This is a genomic window from Sphingomonas sp. (assembly GCF_029239295.1).
GTDB lineage: Bacteria > Pseudomonadota > Alphaproteobacteria > Sphingomonadales > Sphingomonadaceae > Sphingomonas.
The window spans coordinates 23,464-44,254 of record NZ_JAQZBC010000016.1 but is presented as its reverse complement, the minus strand read 5'-3'; the positions used below and the strand labels follow the sequence as shown (position 1 = coordinate 44,254).

The 20,791-nt window shown below is 67.4% G+C and carries 18 protein-coding genes; 6 read left to right on the top strand and 12 right to left on the bottom strand.

The window, feature by feature from the left end:
• The 12 genes from K0S66_RS14075 to ahpC form a co-directional block, all read right to left on the bottom strand.
• Positions 1 to 795 carry a glutathione S-transferase family protein gene (locus tag K0S66_RS14075; protein WP_301076104.1) on the bottom strand — a complete coding sequence of 265 codons (795 nt, stop codon included), beginning with the start codon at positions 793 to 795 and terminating at the stop codon, positions 1 to 3.
• Positions 796 to 874: 79 nt separating this feature from the next.
• The gene (locus K0S66_RS14070; protein WP_301076103.1) at positions 875 to 1,300 is read right to left on the bottom strand and encodes a cytochrome c-type biogenesis protein; all 426 of its coding nucleotides are present in this window, start codon (positions 1,298 to 1,300) and stop codon (positions 875 to 877) included.
• Positions 1,297 to 1,824 (bottom strand): redoxin family protein, encoded by a 528-nt coding sequence (locus K0S66_RS14065; RefSeq protein WP_301076102.1) that lies wholly within the window; start codon positions 1,822 to 1,824, stop codon positions 1,297 to 1,299. The genes K0S66_RS14070 and K0S66_RS14065 overlap by 4 nt, the downstream gene beginning before the upstream one ends.
• The gene (locus K0S66_RS14060) at positions 1,821 to 3,764 is read right to left on the bottom strand and encodes a heme lyase CcmF/NrfE family subunit (RefSeq protein ID WP_301076101.1); all 1,944 of its coding nucleotides are present in this window, start codon (positions 3,762 to 3,764) and stop codon (positions 1,821 to 1,823) included. The genes K0S66_RS14065 and K0S66_RS14060 overlap by 4 nt, the downstream gene beginning before the upstream one ends.
• Positions 3,765 to 3,831: 67 nt before the next feature.
• The gene (locus K0S66_RS14055) at positions 3,832 to 5,124 is read right to left on the bottom strand and encodes an amidohydrolase family protein (RefSeq protein WP_301076100.1); all 1,293 of its coding nucleotides are present in this window, start codon (positions 5,122 to 5,124) and stop codon (positions 3,832 to 3,834) included.
• Entirely contained in the window at positions 5,121 to 6,542 is a 1,422-nt protein-coding gene (locus tag K0S66_RS14050) for an amidohydrolase (protein WP_301076099.1), read from the bottom strand. The genes K0S66_RS14055 and K0S66_RS14050 overlap by 4 nt, the downstream gene beginning before the upstream one ends.
• Before the next feature lie 88 nt (positions 6,543 to 6,630).
• The gene (hslV, locus tag K0S66_RS14045; protein ID WP_301076098.1) at positions 6,631 to 7,194 is read right to left on the bottom strand and encodes an ATP-dependent protease subunit HslV; all 564 of its coding nucleotides are present in this window, start codon (positions 7,192 to 7,194) and stop codon (positions 6,631 to 6,633) included.
• Positions 7,195 to 7,333: 139 nt separating this feature from the next.
• Positions 7,334 to 7,741, bottom strand: coding sequence for a holin family protein (locus K0S66_RS14040; RefSeq protein ID WP_301076097.1), 408 nt, complete (start codon positions 7,739 to 7,741; stop codon positions 7,334 to 7,336).
• A gap of 12 nt (positions 7,742 to 7,753) precedes the next feature.
• Positions 7,754 to 8,290 carry a glycosyl hydrolase 108 family protein gene (locus K0S66_RS14035; protein ID WP_301076096.1) on the bottom strand — a complete coding sequence of 179 codons (537 nt, stop codon included), beginning with the start codon at positions 8,288 to 8,290 and terminating at the stop codon, positions 7,754 to 7,756.
• Between the two features lie 144 nt (positions 8,291 to 8,434).
• Positions 8,435 to 9,412: an NAD-dependent epimerase/dehydratase family protein gene (locus K0S66_RS14030; RefSeq protein WP_301076095.1), complete on the bottom strand. Its 978-nt coding sequence runs from the start codon at positions 9,410 to 9,412 to the stop codon at positions 8,435 to 8,437.
• A 124-nt stretch (positions 9,413 to 9,536) separates the two neighbouring features.
• Positions 9,537 to 11,114, bottom strand: a complete 1,578-nt coding sequence (gene ahpF / locus K0S66_RS14025) for an alkyl hydroperoxide reductase subunit F (RefSeq protein WP_301076094.1) — start codon at positions 11,112 to 11,114, stop codon at positions 9,537 to 9,539.
• Positions 11,115 to 11,391: 277 nt separating this feature from the next.
• Positions 11,392 to 11,955, bottom strand: a complete 564-nt coding sequence (gene ahpC, locus K0S66_RS14020) for an alkyl hydroperoxide reductase subunit C (RefSeq protein ID WP_301076093.1) — start codon at positions 11,953 to 11,955, stop codon at positions 11,392 to 11,394.
• A 297-nt stretch (positions 11,956 to 12,252) separates the two neighbouring features.
• On the opposite strand from ahpC, the gene gmd reads away from it, so the two are divergent.
• The 6 genes from gmd (at position 12,253) to hemH (ending at position 20,768) form a co-directional block, all read left to right on the top strand.
• Entirely contained in the window at positions 12,253 to 13,320 is a 1,068-nt protein-coding gene (gmd, locus tag K0S66_RS14015) for a GDP-mannose 4,6-dehydratase (RefSeq protein WP_301076092.1), read from the top strand.
• Positions 13,321 to 13,356: 36 nt separating this feature from the next.
• Positions 13,357 to 14,340 carry a GDP-L-fucose synthase gene (locus K0S66_RS14010; RefSeq protein ID WP_301076091.1) on the top strand — a complete coding sequence of 328 codons (984 nt, stop codon included), beginning with the start codon at positions 13,357 to 13,359 and terminating at the stop codon, positions 14,338 to 14,340.
• A gap of 35 nt (positions 14,341 to 14,375) precedes the next feature.
• A complete protein-coding gene (locus K0S66_RS14005; protein ID WP_301076134.1) occupies positions 14,376 to 15,548 on the top strand; it encodes an acyl-CoA dehydrogenase family protein in 1,173 nt (390 codons plus the stop codon).
• A gap of 226 nt (positions 15,549 to 15,774) precedes the next feature.
• Positions 15,775 to 17,406: a long-chain-fatty-acid--CoA ligase gene (locus K0S66_RS14000; protein ID WP_301076090.1), complete on the top strand. Its 1,632-nt coding sequence runs from the start codon at positions 15,775 to 15,777 to the stop codon at positions 17,404 to 17,406.
• 129 nt (positions 17,407 to 17,535) lie between these two features.
• Positions 17,536 to 19,764, top strand: a complete 2,229-nt coding sequence (locus K0S66_RS13995) for a molybdopterin cofactor-binding domain-containing protein (RefSeq protein WP_301076089.1) — start codon at positions 17,536 to 17,538, stop codon at positions 19,762 to 19,764.
• Positions 19,761 to 20,768: a ferrochelatase gene (gene hemH, locus K0S66_RS13990; RefSeq protein ID WP_301076088.1), complete on the top strand. Its 1,008-nt coding sequence runs from the start codon at positions 19,761 to 19,763 to the stop codon at positions 20,766 to 20,768. Before K0S66_RS13995 ends, hemH begins: the two co-directional genes overlap by 4 nt.
• The last annotated feature ends 23 nt before the right edge of the window (positions 20,769 to 20,791 follow it).

Below are 20,791 nucleotides of genomic sequence, written 5' to 3'. Positions count from 1 at the left end.
TCAGGCGAGATCGGGTGAGAAGCGGATGTTGCCTTTCTCAAGACCCTTGGTGACGACCTCCAGCCCGCCGGATTTCACCATCCATTCGAGCCGGTGGTCGCGATATTCGCGCTTGAAGAGCCCTTGTTCGAGCAGCGCCGCGACATCACCCATGCCGCCGGCGGTGGCGTTCGCCGCGGCATCGGCGACCGTATCGCGCACCGAAGAGCGAGCATTGGCGCGCGCCAGCCATTCGGCGAGCTTCGATCCCGGGGCGGGCGGCACGCCGTGCCCTGCGGAACCGTTGATATAGGGAACCACGCAAAGATCGCCCCAGCCGAAGCTGTCGCCGTTGAACCAGGCGCGATCACCAAGCGCGCGTTCGAGCCAGCTGTGATAGCCGCGGATCTGCTCCGCCGCCTTGCCGGCAAGAGTTTCACCCAGCGGCCCTTCGGCGCGGCGGAACCAGCGCAATTCGCTGAGGCCCCAGTTCACCGCCTCAAGATGCGTGTCCACCACTTCCTCGATCATCCGCACCCGGGCGCGATCGGCGGGGGTGGCCGGGAGCAGCGACGGCTCCGGCCAGCAATCCTCGATATATTCGAGGATGATGGTCGAATCGAAGATGGCGGTGCCGTCATGGATCAGCGCGGGCACCTCCGCGCGCGGATTGGCCGCGAGAAAATCGCCTGCCGCGCCGCCGACGCCGATGCCTCCGGGGACCGCCGTTTCGAAAGGCACGCCCTTTTCGCGCAGCGCGATCTTCACCTTCTGCGCATATGGCGACAGCGGGTGATCCCACAATGTGACGGTCATGCCGCACCCTCTCCATAACTTTTGTTGTGGAAGAGGCTATGCGGCGGCGGCGGACAAATCCAGTCCTATTTCGCTACTTTCACTTGTGTCGGCGTCGGCGCCGGCGAAAGCTGGATCGCGCGATCCAGATGCCGATCGCGAGCAGGGCGATCGGGGTGAGCCAGAGCGGCAGCGTCACCGCGCTCATCGGCGGATCATAGGTGACGTAATCGCCGTAGCGCGCGATCAGCCATTCGCGGACCTCAGCGGGATTGTCGCCCGCGGCAATGCGCTGGCGCACCAGGCTGCGCATGTCACCGGCCATGTCGGCGTCGCTATCCGCGATCGACTGGCCTTGGCAGACGAGGCAGCGAAGCGTTTCCATCAGCGCCTTCGCCTCCGCCTCCTTGGCAGGGTCGCGCAGCTGGACGTTGGCGTAATCGGCGGGCGGGCGCGTCTGTGCGGCGGCGGGGGCGGCGATCGCCAGCACGAGGGCGGCGATGATGCGGGGCAGAAGCGCGCTCACCGTGCGTTGCGCCATGCCTCGGCCAGCGCGGCCACGTCATCGTCGCGGATGTCGCCGACATGCTGCTTCACCACCACGCCCTTGCCATCGATCACGAAGGTTTCGGGCACGCCGGAGGAGCCGAGCGAGAGCTGCACCTGGCTGTCGCGATCGTCGCCGATCCGCTGGTAGGGATCGCCGTGGCGGGCGAGGAAGGTGGCGATAGCGGGGCCGGTGTCGCGGATCGCGACGGCGTCGATCGGAATGCCCATCGCCTTCAGCTTCATCAGCTGCGGCGCCTCCGCGATGCACGGCACGCACCAGCTGGCGAAAATGTTGAGGAGGCGCGGCTGGCCGGTCCGCAGATCGGCGGGCGCGACGCCGGGCTTGCCCGGGACGATCGGTGGCAGGGTGATGTCGGGCACCGGCTTGCCCACCATCGCCGAATAGACGGTGCGGTCGCTCGGCCGGCGAAGCTCACGCACGGCGAAGCCGGCGAGGACGACGAACACGACCAGGGGCAGCCAGAGGAGCCAGCGCTTCATGCCCAGGCGAGCGCCTCCGCCGCTTCATCCGCGCGCTTCTTCTGCCGGCGATCGCGCAGCCAATGGCCGAGGATCGAGAGCGCGCCGCCCAGCGCGATCAGTGCGCCGCCGTACCAGATCAGCGTCACCCACGGTTTCCACCACAGCCGCAGCTGCCAGCGCCCGGCACCGTCGGGCTGGCCGATGACGGTGTAGAGCTGGCCATCCGCGCTGGTGAGGATCGCGCTTTCATTGGTGGTGGTCGGCGGACTGGAGAAATAGCGCGATTGCGGCGCGAGGAAGCGGATTGGGCGATCGCCGCGCTGCACTTCGAGCCGTGCCTCCAGCGCGGTCCAATTGTCGCCGATCACCGGGCGGATGCCGCGCAGTGTGACACGATAGGGGCCGACGCGCGCGGGCTCGCCGATGCCGGCGGCGACCAGCGTTTCCCTGGTATAGGCCGACGACGCGGCCATGCCGACGAGGCTGACCGCGATGCCGAGATGGGCCACCACCATGCCGTAGACGAACAAGGGCGTGCGGCGCAGGTTGCGGCCGAACAGCGGTGCGACGCTGGCGACCGCGAGGCCCGCAGCAAGCGCGATGGCGATGAGCGGCATGATGCCGATGCCGCCGCCGAACACGACCAGCGCGGCGGCGGTGAAGACGGTGGCGGCGATCGGCCAAGTCATCCGCTGCACCAGCGCCTGTGCATCATCCTTGCGCCAGCGCAGCAGCGGCCCCGCGGCCATGACCGCCACCAGGATCAGCGCGATCGGCCCCGCCGCTTTTTCGAAGAAGGGCGGGCCGACCGACAATTGCGTACCCATGGCGCCGGCGACGATCGGGTAGAAGGTGCCGATCAGGACGATGCCGAGGATCACCGAGAGGAGGAGGTTGTTGGCCACCAGGCTGCCTTCGCGGCTCAGCAGTTCGAAGGTATTGCCCGCGCGCACCACGCCGATGCGGGTGGCGAACAGCACCAGCGCGCCGCCGATGTAGAGCGACAGCAGCACCAGGATGAAGAGGCCGCGTTCGGGATCGACGGCAAAGGCATGGACGCTGGTGAGGATGCCCGAGCGGACCAGGAAGGTGCCGAGCATCGACATGGAGAAAGCGACCACTGCCAGCATCACCGTCCACGCGCGCAGGCCATCGCGCGTGGCGAGCACGCTGACCGAGTGGAGCAGGGCAGTCGCGGCGAGCCAGGGCATCAACGAGGCGTTCTCCACCGGATCCCAGAACCACCAGCCGCCCCAGCCGAGCTCATAATAGGCCCAATAGCTGCCGGCGGTGATGCCGATCGTCAGGAATACCCAGGCGGCGAGCACCCAGGGGCGCATCGCACGGGCGAAGGTGGGGCCGACATCGCGGGTGACCAGCGCGCCGACGGCGAAGGAGAAGGCGACCGACAGGCCGACATAGCCGGCGTAGAGCGTCGGCGGGTGGAAGGCGAGGCCGGGGTCCTGCAGCAACGGGTTGAGCCCCTGGCCGTCCGCAGGCGGATTGACGAGCCGCGCGAAGGGGTTCGAGGCGAAGAGCAGGAAGGCGTAGAAGCCGAGCGCGATCAGCGCCTGCGCGCCGAGCGTCGCGGTGAGCGTGCGTTCGGCAAGGCGGCGTTCGAGCGCGGCGACCGCCGCGCCGGCCAGCCCGAGGATGGTGACCCACAGGAGCATCGAGCCCTCATGGTTCCCCCAGGCGCCGGCGAACTTGTAAAGCCACGGCTTGGCCGAGTGGCTGTTGGCCACGACCAGCGCGACCGACATGTCCGATTTGAGGAACACCCCGATCAACGCCGCCATGGCGAGCAGCGACAGCCCGCCCTGAACGATCGCAACGGGGCGGACCGCGGCGGCGAGCGTGTCGTCGCCACGCTTCACCGCCAGCGCGGCGAGCAGCAATTGCATCGCCGCGAGCGCCGCGGCGAACCACAGAGCGGCGAGGCCAACTTCCGCCATCATGCGCCGGCGCCCTTTGCGCCCGCGCTTCCGGTCTCGATCATGTCAGCCACCGCCGCTCACCTGCTGCTCAGCGCTCATAGGCCTTGGGCAGTGCGCCTTCGGTCGGCACCAGATAGCGATCGCGCAGCTGCGACTGGCGCGAGCGCATCGGTTGGGGCTGGCCGTCGATCCACACCGCGGTGGGGGCGGAGGCAATCTCCAGCGGATCGCCGTCCCACAGCACGACGTCGGCGCGGCGGCCGGCACGCAGCGAGCCGATCTCATTGTCCATGCCGAGCGCGGCGGCCGGGCCGGAGGTGATCGCGGCGAGCGCCTCACCCCACGTCAGCCCTGTGTGGCCAGGCACGCGCGTGATCGCGACGAGATTGCCGGCATATTGGCGCAGATTGTGCTCCCCGCCGCTGTTGCCGGTAGAGGCGAGCGCGACCTGGACGCCGGCGGCGCGCATGCGGCCGACGTTGGATTCGGTCGCGCCAAGCGATTCGAACTGCGCAGGCAGATCGGCGAGCGCGGCGGCGATAACGGGGACGCGGGCGGCGGCGATCTCGCGCGCGACCATCCACCCCTCGGTGACGCCGGTCAGCACCAGCTTCAGCTTGGGATAGTCACGCGGGAGCGCGAGGACGGTGAGGATGTCGCTCGCCCGCTCGACATGGACGACGAGCGGAACGGTGCCGTCGAGCACACGCAGCAGCGCCTGGGCGTCGCCGCGCTTGACCATCGAATCCTTTTCGCGGCCACCGAAGGCGGCGGGGTTGCGGCGAAAATCCTCCGCCTGCGCCAGCGCGTCGCGCAGCGCGGCATAGGCCGCCGGGCGGCTGCCGCCGGCGAGACGCCCGCCCGCTTCGCCCAGCTCGACGAACTGGAAGGCGCGCGGGCGCGTTACGGCATTGGGATCATTGCCGAGATCGATCACCGCGCCCTGGCCGGCGAAGATCGAGTTCGACGCCTCCGGCGCGACCAGCGCGCGCGTGACGCCGCCCAATCGCTCGTTGGCGATCTTCACCTCGGCCGGGTTGATCGAGGTAGAAATGTCGATCGCGGCGTTGAACGGCGCGGTGCGCGCGCCCGTGTCATTGCTTTCGCGCACGCCGCCCGCATCGCTGATGCCGAGATCGCTGAAGCCAGCGACGAAGCCGGGGGCGACCCATTTGCCGCTGCCGTCGATCACTTGCGCGCCGGCAGGCACGGCGACGCCGGAGCCGGCCGCGACGATGCGCCCGTTCTGGAACACGACCGTGCCGCCTTCGACCGGCGCGCTGCCATCGCCGACCGCAATCGTCGCATTGGTGATCGCGACCGTCTGCGCGGCGACTGGGCTCGCCAGCATGGTGGCGAGGAGGAGGAAAGCGCGCTTCACTTGACGTCTCCCGAACCGGGCTGGCCAAGCTCGAAGTCGCTTACCGGGCGACGCTTGGGATCATTGGCATCGAACAGCAGCGCGCCGTCGATCCACACCTTTTCCGGGCGGGTATAGACGCTGTACGGATCGCCGTTCCACAGCACGACATCGGCCATCTTGCCGGGGACGAGGCTGCCGGTCCGGTCGGCAATGCCCATCGCCTTGGCGGGATTGAGCGACAGCCACTTCCACGCCACCTCCGGCGCGATGTTGATGCCTACGCGGCGGCCCGAGGCGAGCACCTTGGCGACTTCCTGGTTCAGCCGCTGGATGCCGTTTTCGTCATCCGAGTGGATCATCGCGCAGGTGCCGGCATTTTCGAGGATGGCGAGATTTTCGCCAATCCCGTCATAGCTTTCCATCTTGAAGCCGTACCAATCGGCCCAGACGGCGGCGCAGGTGCCGTTCGCCTTCAGGAGGTCAGCGATCTTGTACGCCTCGACCGCGTGGTGGAAGGCGGTGACCTTGTAGCCGAACTCCTTCGCCATATCCTCGACGATCGCCATTTCGTCGGCGCGGTAGCAATGGTTCTGGATCAGGATCTCGCCCGCCAGCACGCCGCGCAACGTATCCATCGCAATGTCGCGCGCGGGCGGCTCACCGCCGTCGGCCTCATATTTGTCCCACTTGCGGCGATAGTCCTGCGCCTTGGCCCAAGTTGCTCGGTCGACCGCGATATTGCCCATGCGGGTGGAGGGCTGGCGGTTCTTGGAGCCGTAGACGCGCTTCGGGTTTTCGCCGCACGCCATCTTCAGGCCGTAGGGCGCGCCGGGGAACTTCATCCCCTGCATGGTGCGCGAATAGACGTTCTTGAGCGTGACCGAGCGGCCGCCCATGAGGTTCGCCGAGCCGGGCAGGATCTGCAGCGTGGTGACGCCGCCATTGGCGAGCGCGCGGCTGAAGCCCGGGTCCTGCGGCCAGACGCTGTGTTCGGCCCAGACATCCGCGGTGATCGGGCTGGTCGCCTCGTTTCCGTCGCTGTGCGCCTGGACGCTGGGGGTCGGGTAATCGCCGAGATGGCTGTGAATGTCGATGATCCCCGGGGTCACCCACTTGCCGGTGCCGTCGATCACCTGTGCGTTGGCCGGCGCATCGACCGACTGGCCGACCGCGACGATCTTGCCATCGGCGAACAGCACCTGGCCGTTGTCGATCCGGCCGCCCTCGCCATCGAAGATCGTGACGTTGCGCACCACCGTCGGCACGCCCGGATAGGCGCGGTAGGTGGAGGGGTAGGGATCGCGCGAATAGGGCTTGGCCGGAGCCTTGGACGATGCGGTCTTGGGGCGGGCATCGCCCTGCGAGCAGGCGACGAGCGAAAGCGCGGCGACGCCGGCCGCCAGCAAGCGCCCGACGGTGAGGGTGCGGAGGGTCATGGGCGCCGTGATTGGACGGACGCGCGTCGGAAGACAAGCGCTTAGCCGCTGCTCCAGCGCAATCCGTCGCAATCACGGTCGGCGCGGATTACGTCGCGCTGTCGAGCGTTTCCACCACCAGCCGGTCATTGGTGTAGACGCAAACCTCTGCCGCGATCGCCATCGCCTTGCGACAGATCGTCTCGGCGTCCTTTTCATAGTCGACCAGCGCACGCGCAGCGGCGAGCGCGAAATTGCCGCCCGACCCGATCGCGGCAATGCCCGCCTCGGGTTCCAGCACGTCGCCGTTGCCGGTCAGGATCAGCGTTACGTCGCGATCGGCGACGATCATCATCGCCTCCAGATTGCGCAGATATTTGTCCGTGCGCCAGTCCTTGGCCAGTTCCACCGCCGCGCGCATCAGATGCCCCTGGTGGCGTTCCAGCTTTGCCTCCAGCCGTTCAAAGAGGGTGAAGGCGTCGGCAGTGGCGCCAGCGAAGCCGGCGATCACCTTGCCCTCCGGACCGAGCGTGCGGACCTTGCGCGCGTTCGGCTTCATCACCGTCTGGCCCATCGATACCTGGCCGTCGCCCGCGACGACCACCTTCCCGCCGCGGCGCACCGACAGGATCGTCGTGCCGTGCCACACGGGCATGCTGCTATGTTCACTCATGGCGCGCGATGTAGGGTGGATGGCCGGCGTGGAACAGACCCCCGAGAGCGGCGACCGCGACGATCCCGGGGGTGAAACTTCTCGAACCTTGTGCATGCGCGCATAAAGTCTGCCGGCCGGGAAGTTTCGCGCCCCCATTCTACCGCCCCTGCGCCTTCCCCCATTCACGCGCCACGGTGTAGCCGAGGTAGCCGGTGCCGAAGAGCGCGTAGAGCGGCTCCGGAATGCCGGCGAGATAGGTGTTCATCCCGCCGGCGATCACCCGCGCCGTCGCCGGGCTGACCGCGGCGATGATCCCCATCGGGATCGACCAGAGCAGCAGCACATACATGACATAAAGGAAGCTCGGGCGCGCCCGGCTGGTCCAGGGATCGGGCGATTCCGCCTCCGCCAGCACGGCGGCCATCTGCGTCTTGATCCCGTCGAGTTCCTGCGACCCCTCAAGCCGCAGCAGTTCGCGCTTCGCCGCCTCGCGCGCCTTGGGATCTGGGATGATCTTGTCGAGAAGCCCGGCGACCGGGCCGATGATCGTGTCGAGCAATGCCATGAGCCTTCTCCTTCAGGCGAGGCGGTTGGCGAGCCAGCCGTAGAGGAACGCCTCGTTCGCGGGCCGCCGTTCGGCGAGGGTGAGGTAGCGTTCGCCCTGCAGCGCCTCGAGTGCCTTGAGCAGCACGGTTTCACCGGCCGCCCCGCGCGTCGCGAGGAAGCCGTCGAGCGCACCCAGCGTCTGCGGGCCGATGCGCCCGTCGATCAGCACGTCGGGATAATCGCGCGCGCCGCGATTGAGCGCGTTCAGCGCGCGCTGAAAGAAGCCGATCGCGACCGACGGCCCCATGTTGACGCCGGTGTCGAACAATTCCGCCGCGATCAGCGGCGCGCGCGTCGCGACATCGTCGATCCGCGGGCGCTGCCAATAGATACGGCGGTAGATGGCGGCGGCGGCCTCGCGCGCGAAATGGCGCATGTCGCCGGCATAGCCGTTGGCGCGCGCCACCGCCTCGGTAATGCCCCAGCGAGTCGCGCCGCCGCGGTCCGCCGGGTGATGAGTGTAGCCGCCTTCGCGGTCGATCACTGCGTCGATGAGATCGTCGATCATGGTCCTCTCCTGCGTGGGAACAGAAAGGGAACATAATCGGCTGGGCAGATGTAGGACAGCGGCGGGTGTCGGCGCAGGAGCCGCAACGGCCGCGGTTATCGAGCCCGCCCGCGCGGGAATGACGCCGGAGGTTCGGGGGAGGGGTCAGGCGATCTTGTGGTAGCTTTTAAACCAGTCGACGAAGCGGGGGATGCCGACCTCGATCGGAGTGGCGGGGGCAAAGCCGTGATCGCGCTGGATCGCGGTGATGTCAGCGTAGGTGGCGGGGACGTCGCCGGGCTGCATCGGCTCCAGGCTGCGCACCGCCTTGATGCCGAGCGCATCCTCCAGCACGTCGATCATGCGCAGCAGCGGTTCGGGCTTGTTGTTGCCGATATTGTAGACGCGGTGCGGCGGGATGCTGCCATCATCGATCGGCGGGCTGTCGGTCACTGCGATCACGCCTGAGACGATGTCGTCGATGAAGGTGAAGTCGCGGCTCATGTCACCATGGTTGAAGACGCGGATCGGCCGGCCGTTCAGGATCGCGTCGGCGAACAGCCACGTCGCCATGTCGGGGCGGCTCCATGGGCCGTAGACGGTGAAGAAGCGCAGGCCGGTGAGGGGCAGGCGATAGAGATGGGCATAGACATGGCCCATCAGCTCGTCCGCCTTCTTGGTCGCGGCATAAAGCGAGACGGGCGTATCGACCCGGTCGTCTTCCGCGAACGGCAGCTTGGTATTGCCGCCGTATACCGAGCTGGACGAGGCGTAGCTAATCGAGACAAGACCATCCAGGCCGCGGGCATATTCCAGCAGGTTGAGCTGGCCCACCACGTTGGACTGCACATAGGCGTGGGGATTGGTGATCGAGTAGCGCACGCCAGGTTGTGCCGCGAGATGGATGATGTGGGTGATCCGGTGCGGCGCGAGCGCGGCGGTGAGCGCCGCATTGTCGGCGATATCGACTTCGGCAAAGGTGAAGGCAGCGCCAGCGAGCGTCGCCAGCCGATCGCGCTTCAGCTGGACGTCGTAATAATCGTTGAGGTTGTCGATGCCGACGACCTGCTCGCCGCGATCCAGCAGCCGCCGCGCGACCGCGGCACCGATGAACCCGGCCGCGCCGGTGACGAGATAGGCCATATACTCCGCTTCCCTTGTCCGGCGTCGTCCGGCGCCGCCTATCGCATGAGGATTGCGGCGAGCTTAAGACAAATGCGGGAAAGCGGTGCGCCCCGGCGCCGATCGCAGCGCCGGGGCGGCAGGTTCAGGCCGCCTCGGCGAGGTCGGCCGGCAGGCGGATGAGATAATCGAACGCGGACAGCGACGCCTTCGAGCCTTCGCCCATGGCAATCACGATCTGCTTGTACGGCACGGTCGTGCAGTCACCCGCGGCAAAGATGCCCGGCCGCGAGGTTTCGCCGCGATGGTCGATCTCGATCTCGCCGCGGTTCGACAGCGCGACCGCATCCTTCAGCCATTCGGTGTTCGGGACGAGGCCGATCTGGACGAAGATGCCCTCCAGTTCGATCTCGTGCAGCGTATCGTTGTTGCGATCCTTGTAGGTGAGCGACGTCACCTTGCTGCCGTCACCCTTCACCTCGGTGGTGAGCGCGGAGGTGATGACCTTCACGTTCGGCAGGCTGGCGAGCTTGCGCTGAAGCACCGCGTCGGCGCGCAGCTCGCGATCGAATTCGATCAGCGTGACGTGCGCAACGATGCCGGCAAGGTCGATCGCCGCCTCGACGCCCGAATTGCCGCCGCCGATCACGGCGACACGCTTGCCCTTGAACAAGGGGCCATCGCAGTGCGGGCAATAGGTCACGCCCTTGTTGCGGTAGGCGTCCTCGCCCGGCACGTTCATCTGGCGCCAGCGCGCGCCGGTGGACAGGATCACGGTCCGCGCCTTCAGCGTCGCGCCGCTTTCCAGCGTCACTTCGTGGAGGCCGCCTTCCTGGCTGGCCGGGACCAGCTTCGCCGCCTTCTGCAAGTTCATCACATCGACGTCATAGTCGCCGACATGCTGTTCGAGCTGGGCCACCAGCTTGGGGCCCTCGGTGTGCGGGACCGAGATGAAATTCTCGATCGACATGGTGTCGAGCACCTGCCCGCCGAACCGCTCGGTCGCGATGCCGGTGCGGATGCCCTTGCGCGCGGCATAGATCGCCGCGGCCGCGCCAGCGGGACCGCCGCCGACCACCAGCACCTCGAACGGCTCCTTGGCCGAGATCTTCTCCGCGGTGCGCGCGACGGCGCCGGTATCGAGCTTGGCGAGGATCTGCTCCACGTCCATGCGGCCCTGCGCGAACGGCTGTCCGTTGAGGAAGATCGCCGGCACCGACATGATCTGTCGCGCCTCGACCTCGTCCTGGAACGCGCCACCTTCGATCGCGACGTGGCGGATGCGCGGATTGAGCACGCTCATGAGGTTCAGCGCCTGAACCACGTCGGGGCAATTCTGGCAGGTGAGCGAGAAATAGCTTTCGAACTGATAGTCGCCGTCGAGCGCCTGGACCTGTTCGATCACCTCCTGCGACAGCTTCGGCGGGTGGCCGCCGACCTGGAGCAGGGCGAGGACGAGCGAGGTGAATTCATGCCCCATCGGCACGCCGGCGAAGCGCACCCCGATGTCGGTGCCGACGCGGCGGATCAGGAACGAGGGGCGACGCTGATCGTCGTCGGCGCCCACCACGCTGACCTGATCAGACAGCGCGGCGATTTCATCCAGCAGTTCCAGCATCTCGCGCGACTTGGTGCTGTCGTTCGCGGATGCGACCAGCTCGATCGGCTGGCGGATGTTGGCAAGATACCCCTTGAGCTGGGTCTTCAGATTCTGGTCGAGCATCAAGAGCCCTCCTGTGATTGGTGGCTGCCGTCATGTCAGCGGTGCGGCCCCGCATCGGGGACAGGGGGAGACGCGGGGGGAGTTGCGCCGCACCGCTGGCATGAGGGCAGGTGAGGGAACGTCGTCGCCCCGGCCGGGTGGCCGGGGCCCATCCTTGTCCCGCTTACCGGGCGCGGGGGCGCGCCTGCGGGGTGGTGGATGCCGGGACGGGCCCGGCATGACGGCGTGGCTGGACGGGGCGGTTACGCTGCCCCGTCCAGGATCGTTGCGCGTGGGCTCAGATCTTGCCGACGAGGTCGAGCGACGGGGCGAGCGTGGTTTCACCCTCTTCCCACTTCGCCGGGCAAACCTCACCCGGGTGCGCCGCAATGTACTGCGCCGCCTTGATCTTGCGCAGCAGCTCGACCGCGTTGCGGCCGACGCCCTCGCTGGTGACTTCCATCAGCTGGATCACGCCATCCGGATCAACGACGAAGGTGCCGCGATCGGCCAGGCCCTGACCAGCGCGCAGGATGTCGAAATTGTTCGAGATCGTGTGGTTCTGGTCGCCCAGCATGGTGAACTTGATCTTGCCGATCGCCGGCGAGGTATCGTGCCATGCCTTGTGGCTGAAGTGCGTGTCGGTGGACACCGAGTAGATCTCGACGCCCATCTTCTGGAACGTCTCGTAATGGTCGGCGAGGTCCTCCAGCTCGGTCGGGCACACGAAGGTGAAATCGGCCGGATAGAAGAAGAACACCGCCCACTTGCCGCGCGTGTCCGCGTCGGTGACGGTGATGAACTTGCCATCCTTATAGGCCTGGGTCTCGAACGGCTTGATGGTCGTGCCGATAAGCGACATGCGTAACTCCTTGGGTGAATGCTCCCCCCAGATAGTGCGCCGCAGCGAGTGATCAAATCGTTTATCTTCGCTCTCGCTGATCGACTGCGTCGATCAGCAAGCGAATGAAACGATGCTGGTTGAGTGGCTTAGCCGATTACGCGCAAGTCGCTGGGCGCAATAGCGCCGCCGACCCGGATTAACATGCGCCGCAGCGCGTCAAAATGCGACAGGCCGATCGGCCGAATACCTGCGGAGCCGGCTTGCCGGGCGCCGATGTGCCACCTAGCCTCAGGGTTAACGGGGCGGGGAAACAGGATGTCGGAACGCGAGGTGGCGCTGATCACCGGAGTGACGGGGCAGGACGGGGCGTATCTGTCAGAGTTGCTGCTGGCGAAGGGCTATCACGTCCATGGCGTGAAGCGACGATCGTCTTCGTTCAACACGGGGCGGATCGAACACATCTATCAGGATCCCCACGAACAGGATCAGCGCTTTCACCTTCATTATGGCGACCTCACTGATGCGACCAATCTGATCAGGCTGGTGCAGCAGGTGCGCCCGAGCGAAATCTACAATCTGGCCGCGCAAAGCCATGTGCAGGTGAGCTTCGAATCCCCGGAATATACCGCCAACGCAGATGCGCTGGGCACGCTGCGGCTGCTGGAGGCGATCCGCATCCTGGGGATGGAGAAGACCACACGGTTCTACCAGGCATCAACGTCGGAGCTCTACGGCCTAGTGCAGGAAGTGCCGCAGCGCGAAACCACGCCTTTCTATCCGCGATCCCCCTACGGCGTCGCCAAATTGTACGGCTATTGGATCGTGGTGAACTATCGCGAGGCCTATAGGATGCATGCGTCGAACGGCATCCTGTTCAACCACGAAAGCCCGCTACGCGGCGAAACATTCGTCACCCGCAAGATTACCCGCGCGGCCGCCGCGATCAGGCTGGGGCGGCAGGAGCGGCTGTACCTGGGGAACCTCGATGCCCGGCGCGACTGGGGCCATGCGCGCGAATATGTCCGCGGCATGTGGATGATGCTGCAGCAGGACGAGCCCGACGATTATGTACTGGCGACGGGCGAGACGACGCCGGTGCGCCGGTTCGTCGAATGGGCGTTCGCCGATGTCGGGATCACATTGCGCTGGGACGGTGAGGGCGTGGCCGAGAAGGGCTATTGCGAGCGCAGCGGCGATTGCCGGGTGGAAGTTGACCCGCTCTATTTCCGCCCGACCGAAGTCGACCTGCTGATCGGCGACCCGCGCAAGGCGAAGCAAAAGCTGGGCTGGACGCACGAGACGCCGGTGCGTGACCTCGCGCGCGAAATGGTGCTCGCGGATCTGGAGGAGATGGAGACCGCCCCGATCGCCCGGGGCGCATGACATGCGCGCGGCACGGAACACGACGGGCCCAGCGGCATGATCGGCGCGCGGTATGAGCTGGCGGGCAAGCGCGTGTTCGTCGCCGGGCATCGCGGCATGGTCGGTTCCGCGCTGGTGCGTCGGCTCCGCGGGGAGCATTGCACCATCCTGACCATCGGTCGCGCCGACCTGGACCTGAAGGATCAGGCAGCCGTGCGCGCATGGTTCCGGGTGAACCGCCCCGACGCGGTCTTCGTCGCCGCCGCGAAGGTGGGCGGGATCCTGGCCAACGATCATCATCCCGCCGATTTTCTCCACGACAATCTGATGATCGCCGCGAACGTCATCGACGCGGCGTATCGCAGCGGCGTGGAGAAGCTGCTGTTCCTTGGCTCCTCCTGCATTTACCCCCGGCTGGCGCCCCAGCCGATCCGCGAGGACGCGCTGCTGACCGGGGCGCTGGAGCCGACCAACGAATGGTATGCGATCGCCAAGATCGCCGGGATCAAGCTGGCGCAGGCGTATCGGCGGCAGCATGGCTGCGACTTCATCTCCGCCATGCCTGCCAACCTGTACGGGCCGGGCGACAATTTCGACCTGCAATCAAGCCACGTGCTGCCGGCGCTGATCCGCAAGGCACATGAGGCGCGGGGGCAGGGCGCGGCGACGATGGAGATCTGGGGCAGCGGCACGCCGCGGCGCGAATTCCTGCACGTCGATGATCTGGCGGATGCCTGTGTGTTCCTGATGCGGGAATATTCAGGCGACGGCCCGATCAACGTCGGTTTTGGCGAGGACGTGACGATCCACGAACTGGCCAAGATGGTGGCGGACGCGGTCGGTTTTACCGGCACGATCGCTCGCGACGAAACAAAGCCGGACGGGACGCCGCGCAAGCTGATGGATTCGGGGATGCTTCGGGGCCTGGGATGGCAACCCAGCATCGCGCTTCGCGAGGGGATTGAGGCGACCTACCGCTGGTTTCTAGACGCCGAGGGGGCGGTGATAAGACTGGCGACACGAAACGAAACACGACATTAGCCCCCTCATCTGACAACAATCATGCGGGAATGGGGATGAACAAAGGCCAGGAGATCGCCGCCAGGGTCGAGGCGTTCGTGCGCGAGCGGATCGTCCCCTATGAGCGCGATCCGCGCTGCGGTTCGCATGGGCCGTCGGACGAACTCGTGCAGGAAATGCGCGGGCTGGCGCGCGAGGCGGGCGTTCTCACGCCGCACATCCTGCCCGATGGCGGTCATTTGACCCACCGCGAAACGGCGGACGTGCTGCGCGCCTCCGGCCTGTCGCCGCTGGGGCCGCTCGCGGTCAACGTGATGGCGCCGGACGAGGGCAACATGTACCTCCTCGGCCAGAAAGCGAGCCCGGAGCTGAAGGAACGCTTCCTGAAGCCACTGGTCAGCGGCGAGGCGCGCAGTGCCTTCTTCATGACCGAACCCGCAATGGACGGCGAGGGCGGCGGCGGCGCAGGGTCCGACCCGTCGATGATGCGCACCACGGCGGTGCGCGACGGCAACCATTGGGTCATCAACGGCCGCAAGACCTTCATCACCGGCGCGGATGGGGCGAAGGTCGGCATCGTGATGGCCAAGGCTGATGAGGGCGCGTCGATGTTCCTCGTCGACCTGCCCGATCCCGCCATTCGCATCGAACGCGTGCTCGACACGATCGACAGCTCGATGCCGGGCGGCCATTCGGTGGTGACGATCGACAATCTGCGCGTGCCGGCCGACCAGATGCTGGGCGACCCCGGCGACGGCTTCAAGCTGGCGCAGGTCCGGCTTGCGCCGGCGCGGCTGACCCATTGCATGCGCTGGCATGGCGCCTGCGCCCGCGCGCACGAGATCGCGACCGATTACGCCAACCGCCGCCACGCCTTCGGCAAGCCGCTGGTCGACCATGAGGGCGTCGGCTTCATGCTGGCGGAAAACCTGATCGACCTGAAGCAGGCCGAACTGATGATCGACTGGTGCGCCGACGTGCTCGACACCGGCGTGCTGGGCACGGTCGAAAGCTCGATGGCGAAAGTCGCGGTGTCGGAGGCGCTGATGCGTATCGCCGATCGCTGCGTCCAGGTGATGGGCGCGACCGGCGTCAGCGGCGACACGATCGTCGAGCAGGTGTTCCGCGAGGTCCGCGCCTTCCGCATCTATGACGGCCCCACGGAGGTTCACAAATGGAGCCTCGCGAAGAAGGTGAAGCGTGACTGGAAAGCTGCGCAGGGCGCCTGACCCCAAGTGTTTCCCCGCCGTACGCCGGGGCCGGCCGGGGGATCTTCCCGGGTGGGACAGCGCGCGCGACCGTTCATTCGCCGCATTGCCTGACGCGGCGCATGAAGGGGCGGCAGTCAGTGCTTGACCAGCCGCGCCGCTTCTTCTTCTCTCGCCACCATAATGCCGACCGAACGGCGCCCCGCGCATCCCACTGCCGGGGTCAAAAACATATTAGGAGAAACTGATGCTGGGGCTGATGCAGTCGGGGCAACTGACCGTCGATACCTTCCTCGACCATGCGGCCACCTGGCAGCCGACGCGCGAAGTCGTGTCGCGCGATGCCGCTGGCCTCGTCACGCGCAGCGATTATGCCGGCGTCCGCGACATCGCAAAGCAAGTGTCCGCGGCGCTGGCGCGCGCCGGCATCCGCCAGGGTGACCGCGTCGCGACGATGGGGTGGAACAGCCATCGCCATCTCGCCGCCTGGTATGGCGCGACGAACATGGGCGCGGTGCTCCACACGCTGAACCCGCGGCTGTTCCTGGAGCAGATCGTCTATATCGCCAACCACGCCGGTGATCGCATCCTGCTGGCCGATCCGAACTGCGCCGATCTTGTTGCGCAGTTGCTGCCGCAGGCGCCGTCGATCGAGCGGGTGATCTTCCTGTGCGACGCAGCCTCGATGCCGGCGACCGATTATGCCGCCACCGCGTTCGACGATTGGATCGCAGGCGAGCCGGCGGAATATGCCTGGGGCGGGTTCGACGAAAACCTCGCCTGCGGCCTCTGCTACACCAGCGGCACGACCGGTAATCCCAAGGGCGTGCTGTATTCGCACCGTTCCAATTATCTGCACACCATGCTGACGCTGCAGGCCGATGCGCTCGCGCTGTCGGCGCGTGACACGGTGCTGCTGGTGGTGCCGATGTACCATGCCAATGCGTGGGGCGTGGTCTATTCCGCCCCCGCCGTCGGTGCGAAGCTGGTGCTGCCGGGGCCGCGGATGGATGGCGAATCGATCTGCGACCTGATCGAGGCCGAGGGCGTCACCTATTCGGCGGCAGTGCCGACCGTGTGGCAGGGGCTGCTCCAGTATCTGCGTACATCGGGGCGGCGGATCGATTCGCTCCAGCGCGTGACCATCGGCGGGTCGGCCGTGCCCGAGGCGCTCGTCCGCGCCTTCCGCGATGAATTCGGCGTGGAAGTTACGCAAGGCTGGGGGATGACCGAGACATCGCCGCTGGCGACGCTGTCCACCCCCTCTGCCGAGGTAGCGGCGATGGATGACGACGCGCAGGTCGCGCACAAGATCAAGCAGGGCCGTCTGATGTGCGGGCTGAAGTTCAAGCTGACCGACGATGACGGCAACCCGCTGCCGCACGACGGCGAGACCTTCGGCCACCTCAAGATCAAGGGGCCGACGATCGTATCGTCCTATTTCGGCGGCGAGGGCGGCGAGATCCTGGATGGCGAGGGCTATTTCGACACCGGTGACGTCGCGACGATCGACGGGCGCGGCTATATGCAGATCACCGACCGGGCCAAGGATGTGGTGAAATCGGGCGGCGAATGGATCAGCTCGATCGAGATCGAGAATATCGCGGTCGGCCACCCCTCCGTCGCGATCGCGGCGGTGATCGGGGTGGCACACCCGAAATGGGACGAGCGCCCGATCCTGCTGTGCCAGCTCAATCCCGGCGAAGAAGCGACCGGCGACGACCTGCTCGCTTTCCTGGAAGGGAAGATCGCCAAATGGTGGATGCCCGACGACGTCGTCTTCGTCGACGAGATCCCGCTGGGCGCGACGGGGAAGATCGACAAGAAGCTGATCCGCCAGCGGATGGAAGGCTATGTTCTGGCGGTGACCGTCGACTAGGCCGGTGGGGCGGCGGAAGCGCTGCCCCCTCCGCCCCAGGAATACGCAACATCTGGGGCCGGCTACCCAATGGTGCAGGTGGGTGACGCAGCCGATGACGGGGCGGTTGGCGCGCGCTACAGACCGGCGATGATTTCGCGGCGATCCCTGCTGGTGACCGGAGGCGCTGGAGCCGGACTGGCGCTGGCCTGGGCGGTGTGGCCGCGCGACTATGCCGTCGACCTCGCGCCCGAGCGCAACGAGACCGCGATCGGCGCCTGGCTGAAGATCGCGCAAAACGGCCGGATCACCATCGCGGTCCCGCAGGCCGAGCATGGCCAAGGCGTGTACACCACGCTGCCGCAGATCGTGGCGGACGAATTGGGCGCCGACTGGCGAACCATCGGGGTTGAGGCGGCGCTGCCGGGGCCGACCTATGCCAATCCGATGGCGGCGGCCGCGCTGTTTAGTGGTGGGCTGTCGCATGTGCCCGACGCGGTCCGGCGCGAACATTGGATACGATCCGGGCTGGTGCTGACGGGGGGATCGACCTCCGTCCGGATGTTCGAGGCGCCGCTGCGCGAGGCAGGGGCGGCGGCGCGGGTGTTGCTGGCGAAGGCGGCGGCGGCGCGCTGGGGCGTCGACTGGGAGCAATGCGACACCGCAGACGGGTTGGTGGTCAACGGCAAGCAGCGGCTTCGCTTCGGCGATCTGGCCGCGGCGGCGGCGGCGTTTGACCTGCCAGAGGAACTGCCGCTGCGCTTTGGCGACGAAGGGCGGCTGACGGGCCAGTCGCTGCCACGGCTCGACGCGCCGGCTAAGGTGGACGGGTCGGTCAATTTCACCGCCGACGTTCGGCTGCCCGACATGGTCTTTGCCACGATTGCGCAGGGGCCTGCCGGCGGAGAGGCGGGTGGGACGGGCCGCAGCCGGCTGGTCCGGGTCGACAAGCAGGCCGCCGATCGCGTGCGGGGCGTGACCGGGGTGGTCGAGAACCCGCATTGGGTAGCCGTCATCGCCAACACCAGCTGGGCCGCGATCCAGGGCCTCGCGGCGCTTCGCCCGCGGTTCGAGACGCGCGGGACACTGGCCGAGACATCGACGATCGATGCGGGGCTGGAGGCGGCGTTCGACCGGGCCGGCCTGGCGTTTGTGCGACAGGGCGAGGCGGCGGACACGCTGAGCGGCGATGTGGCGCGCGCCAGCTACGTCATCGGCCCGGGCGTCCATGCCTCGCTGGAGACGCCGTGCGCGACGGCGTGGTGGCACAGCGACCGGCTGGAGCTATGGGCGCCGACGCAGGCACCCGGCCTCGCCCGTGCCGCAGCGGCGCGCGCCATCGGGGTGCCGGAACAGGCCGTCACCATCCACCCGATGATGATCGGCGGATCGTTCGGCCGCGCGCTCGATCATGAGGCGGTGGAGCAGGCGGCGATCCTGGCCGCAACGCTGCGGCGGCCGGTGCAACTGGTCTGGACCCGGCGCGAGGCGACGTTGCACGACCGCTTCGGCGCACCGGCACGGGCGCGCATGGCGGCGCGGCTGGCGAGTGACGGGCGGATCCTCGACTGGCAGGCGCGGATCGCCACGCCAGCGACAGGCGCCGCGCTGGCCCGTCGCTTGATCGGCCATGATGCGCTGGCGCGATCGACGATGTTCCTGCCCGAGCAGGCTGACGGTTATGCAATGGCCGGCGCGCTGCCGCCCTATCGGTTTCCGGCAGCGTCGATCCTTCACCACCCAGCCGATATTCCGCTGACCGTGGGTCACCTGCGTGGTGGGGCGGACCGCGCCAATGCGTTCTTCACCGAATGCTTCATCGACGAACTGGCGCATCGCAGCGGCACCGAACCGATGTCCTACCGGATCGGGATGCTGGGCCATGATCCGCAACTGGCACGGTGCCTCAGCACCGCCGCGGCGCTGGGCGAATGGGACGGCGGGCGCGCCGGCAGCGGGCAGGGGCTCGCCTGCCACGCCATGGCCGGCAGCCGCATCGCGTTGCTGGCAGAGGCGCAGCATGACGGCAGCGGCGGCGTGAAGGTCGACCGGATCGTCGCTGCGGTGGATTGCGGCCGCGCGATCAACCCCGATATCGTCCGCCAGCAGGTGGAAGGTGGCATTTTGCTAGGGCTGGCGCTGGCCACCGGGCGCGCGCCCCGCTTCACCGCGGGGCTGGCCGACACCTGTACGCTGGGCGACCTGCGGCTGCCGCGACTGGCCGACACGCCGGAGATCACCGTCGAACTGATCCCCAGTCGGAGCGATCCGGGCGGGGTCAGCGATCTGGGTGTCGTGGCGGTCGCACCCGCCATCGCCAATGCGCTGGCCGCCGGCGCCGGCAACCGCCCGCGCACCCTGCCGTTTGGAGCATCATGACCCCGCCCCCCGATCATCCCCCGATAGCGCCGCGCCGGATCGGTGTGCTGCTGATCAACCTCGGCACGCCCGACGCGCCCGACCCGCCGGCGGTGCGCCGCTATCTCGCGGAGTTCCTGTCCGACCGGCGCGTCGTGGAGATCCCGCGGCTGATCTGGCAACCAATCCTGCGCGGGGCGGTGCTGACCACCCGGCCGAAGAAATCGGCGCATGCCTATCAGCAGGTGTGGCGCGAGGATGGATCGCCGCTCGCCGCGATCACCCGCGCGCAGGCGCTGGCGCTGGTCGATGACTTTGGTCCGCACGTGACGGTGGATTATGCCATGCGCTACGGCCGTCCCGCGATCGGCGACCGGATTCAGGCGCTGAAGGATGCAGGGTGCGACCGCATCCTGCTGGCGCCGCTGTACCCGCAATATTCGGGCGCGACGACGGCGACGGCGAACGACAAGGCCTTTGCCAAGCTCGCGCAAATGCGCTGGCAGCCGGCGATCCGCACGCTGCCGCCGTATCACGATGACCCCGCCTATATTGGCGCGCTGGCCACGTCAGTGCGCGAGCAGATCGCCGCATTGCCCTTCACGCCCGACGCGCTGCTCGCCAGTTTCCACGGGATGCCCGAGCGCACGCTGCGACTGGGCGACCCCTATCATTGCCAGTGCCAGAAGACCGCGCGGCTGCTGGGCGAGGCGCTGGGGCGTGAGGTGACGATCACCTTCCAGTCACGTTTCGGCCGGGCACGTTGGCTGGAGCCGGCAACCGATGTGGTGCTGGCCGGCCTGCCCGAGCGCGGCATCCGCAAGGTCGCGATCGTCGCGCCGGGCTTCTCCGCCGATTGCCTGGAAACGCTGGAGGAACTGGCGATCCGCGGGCGCGAGACGTTCATCGAGGCGGGCGGCACCGACTTTGCCTATCTGCCGTGCCTGAACGACAGCCCGGTCGGACTTGATTTGTTACGAACGCTGATCCGCCGCGAGCTTGAAGGCTGGTTGCCCGTCTCCTAGCGTTTGCCGTCACTGCGAACGAG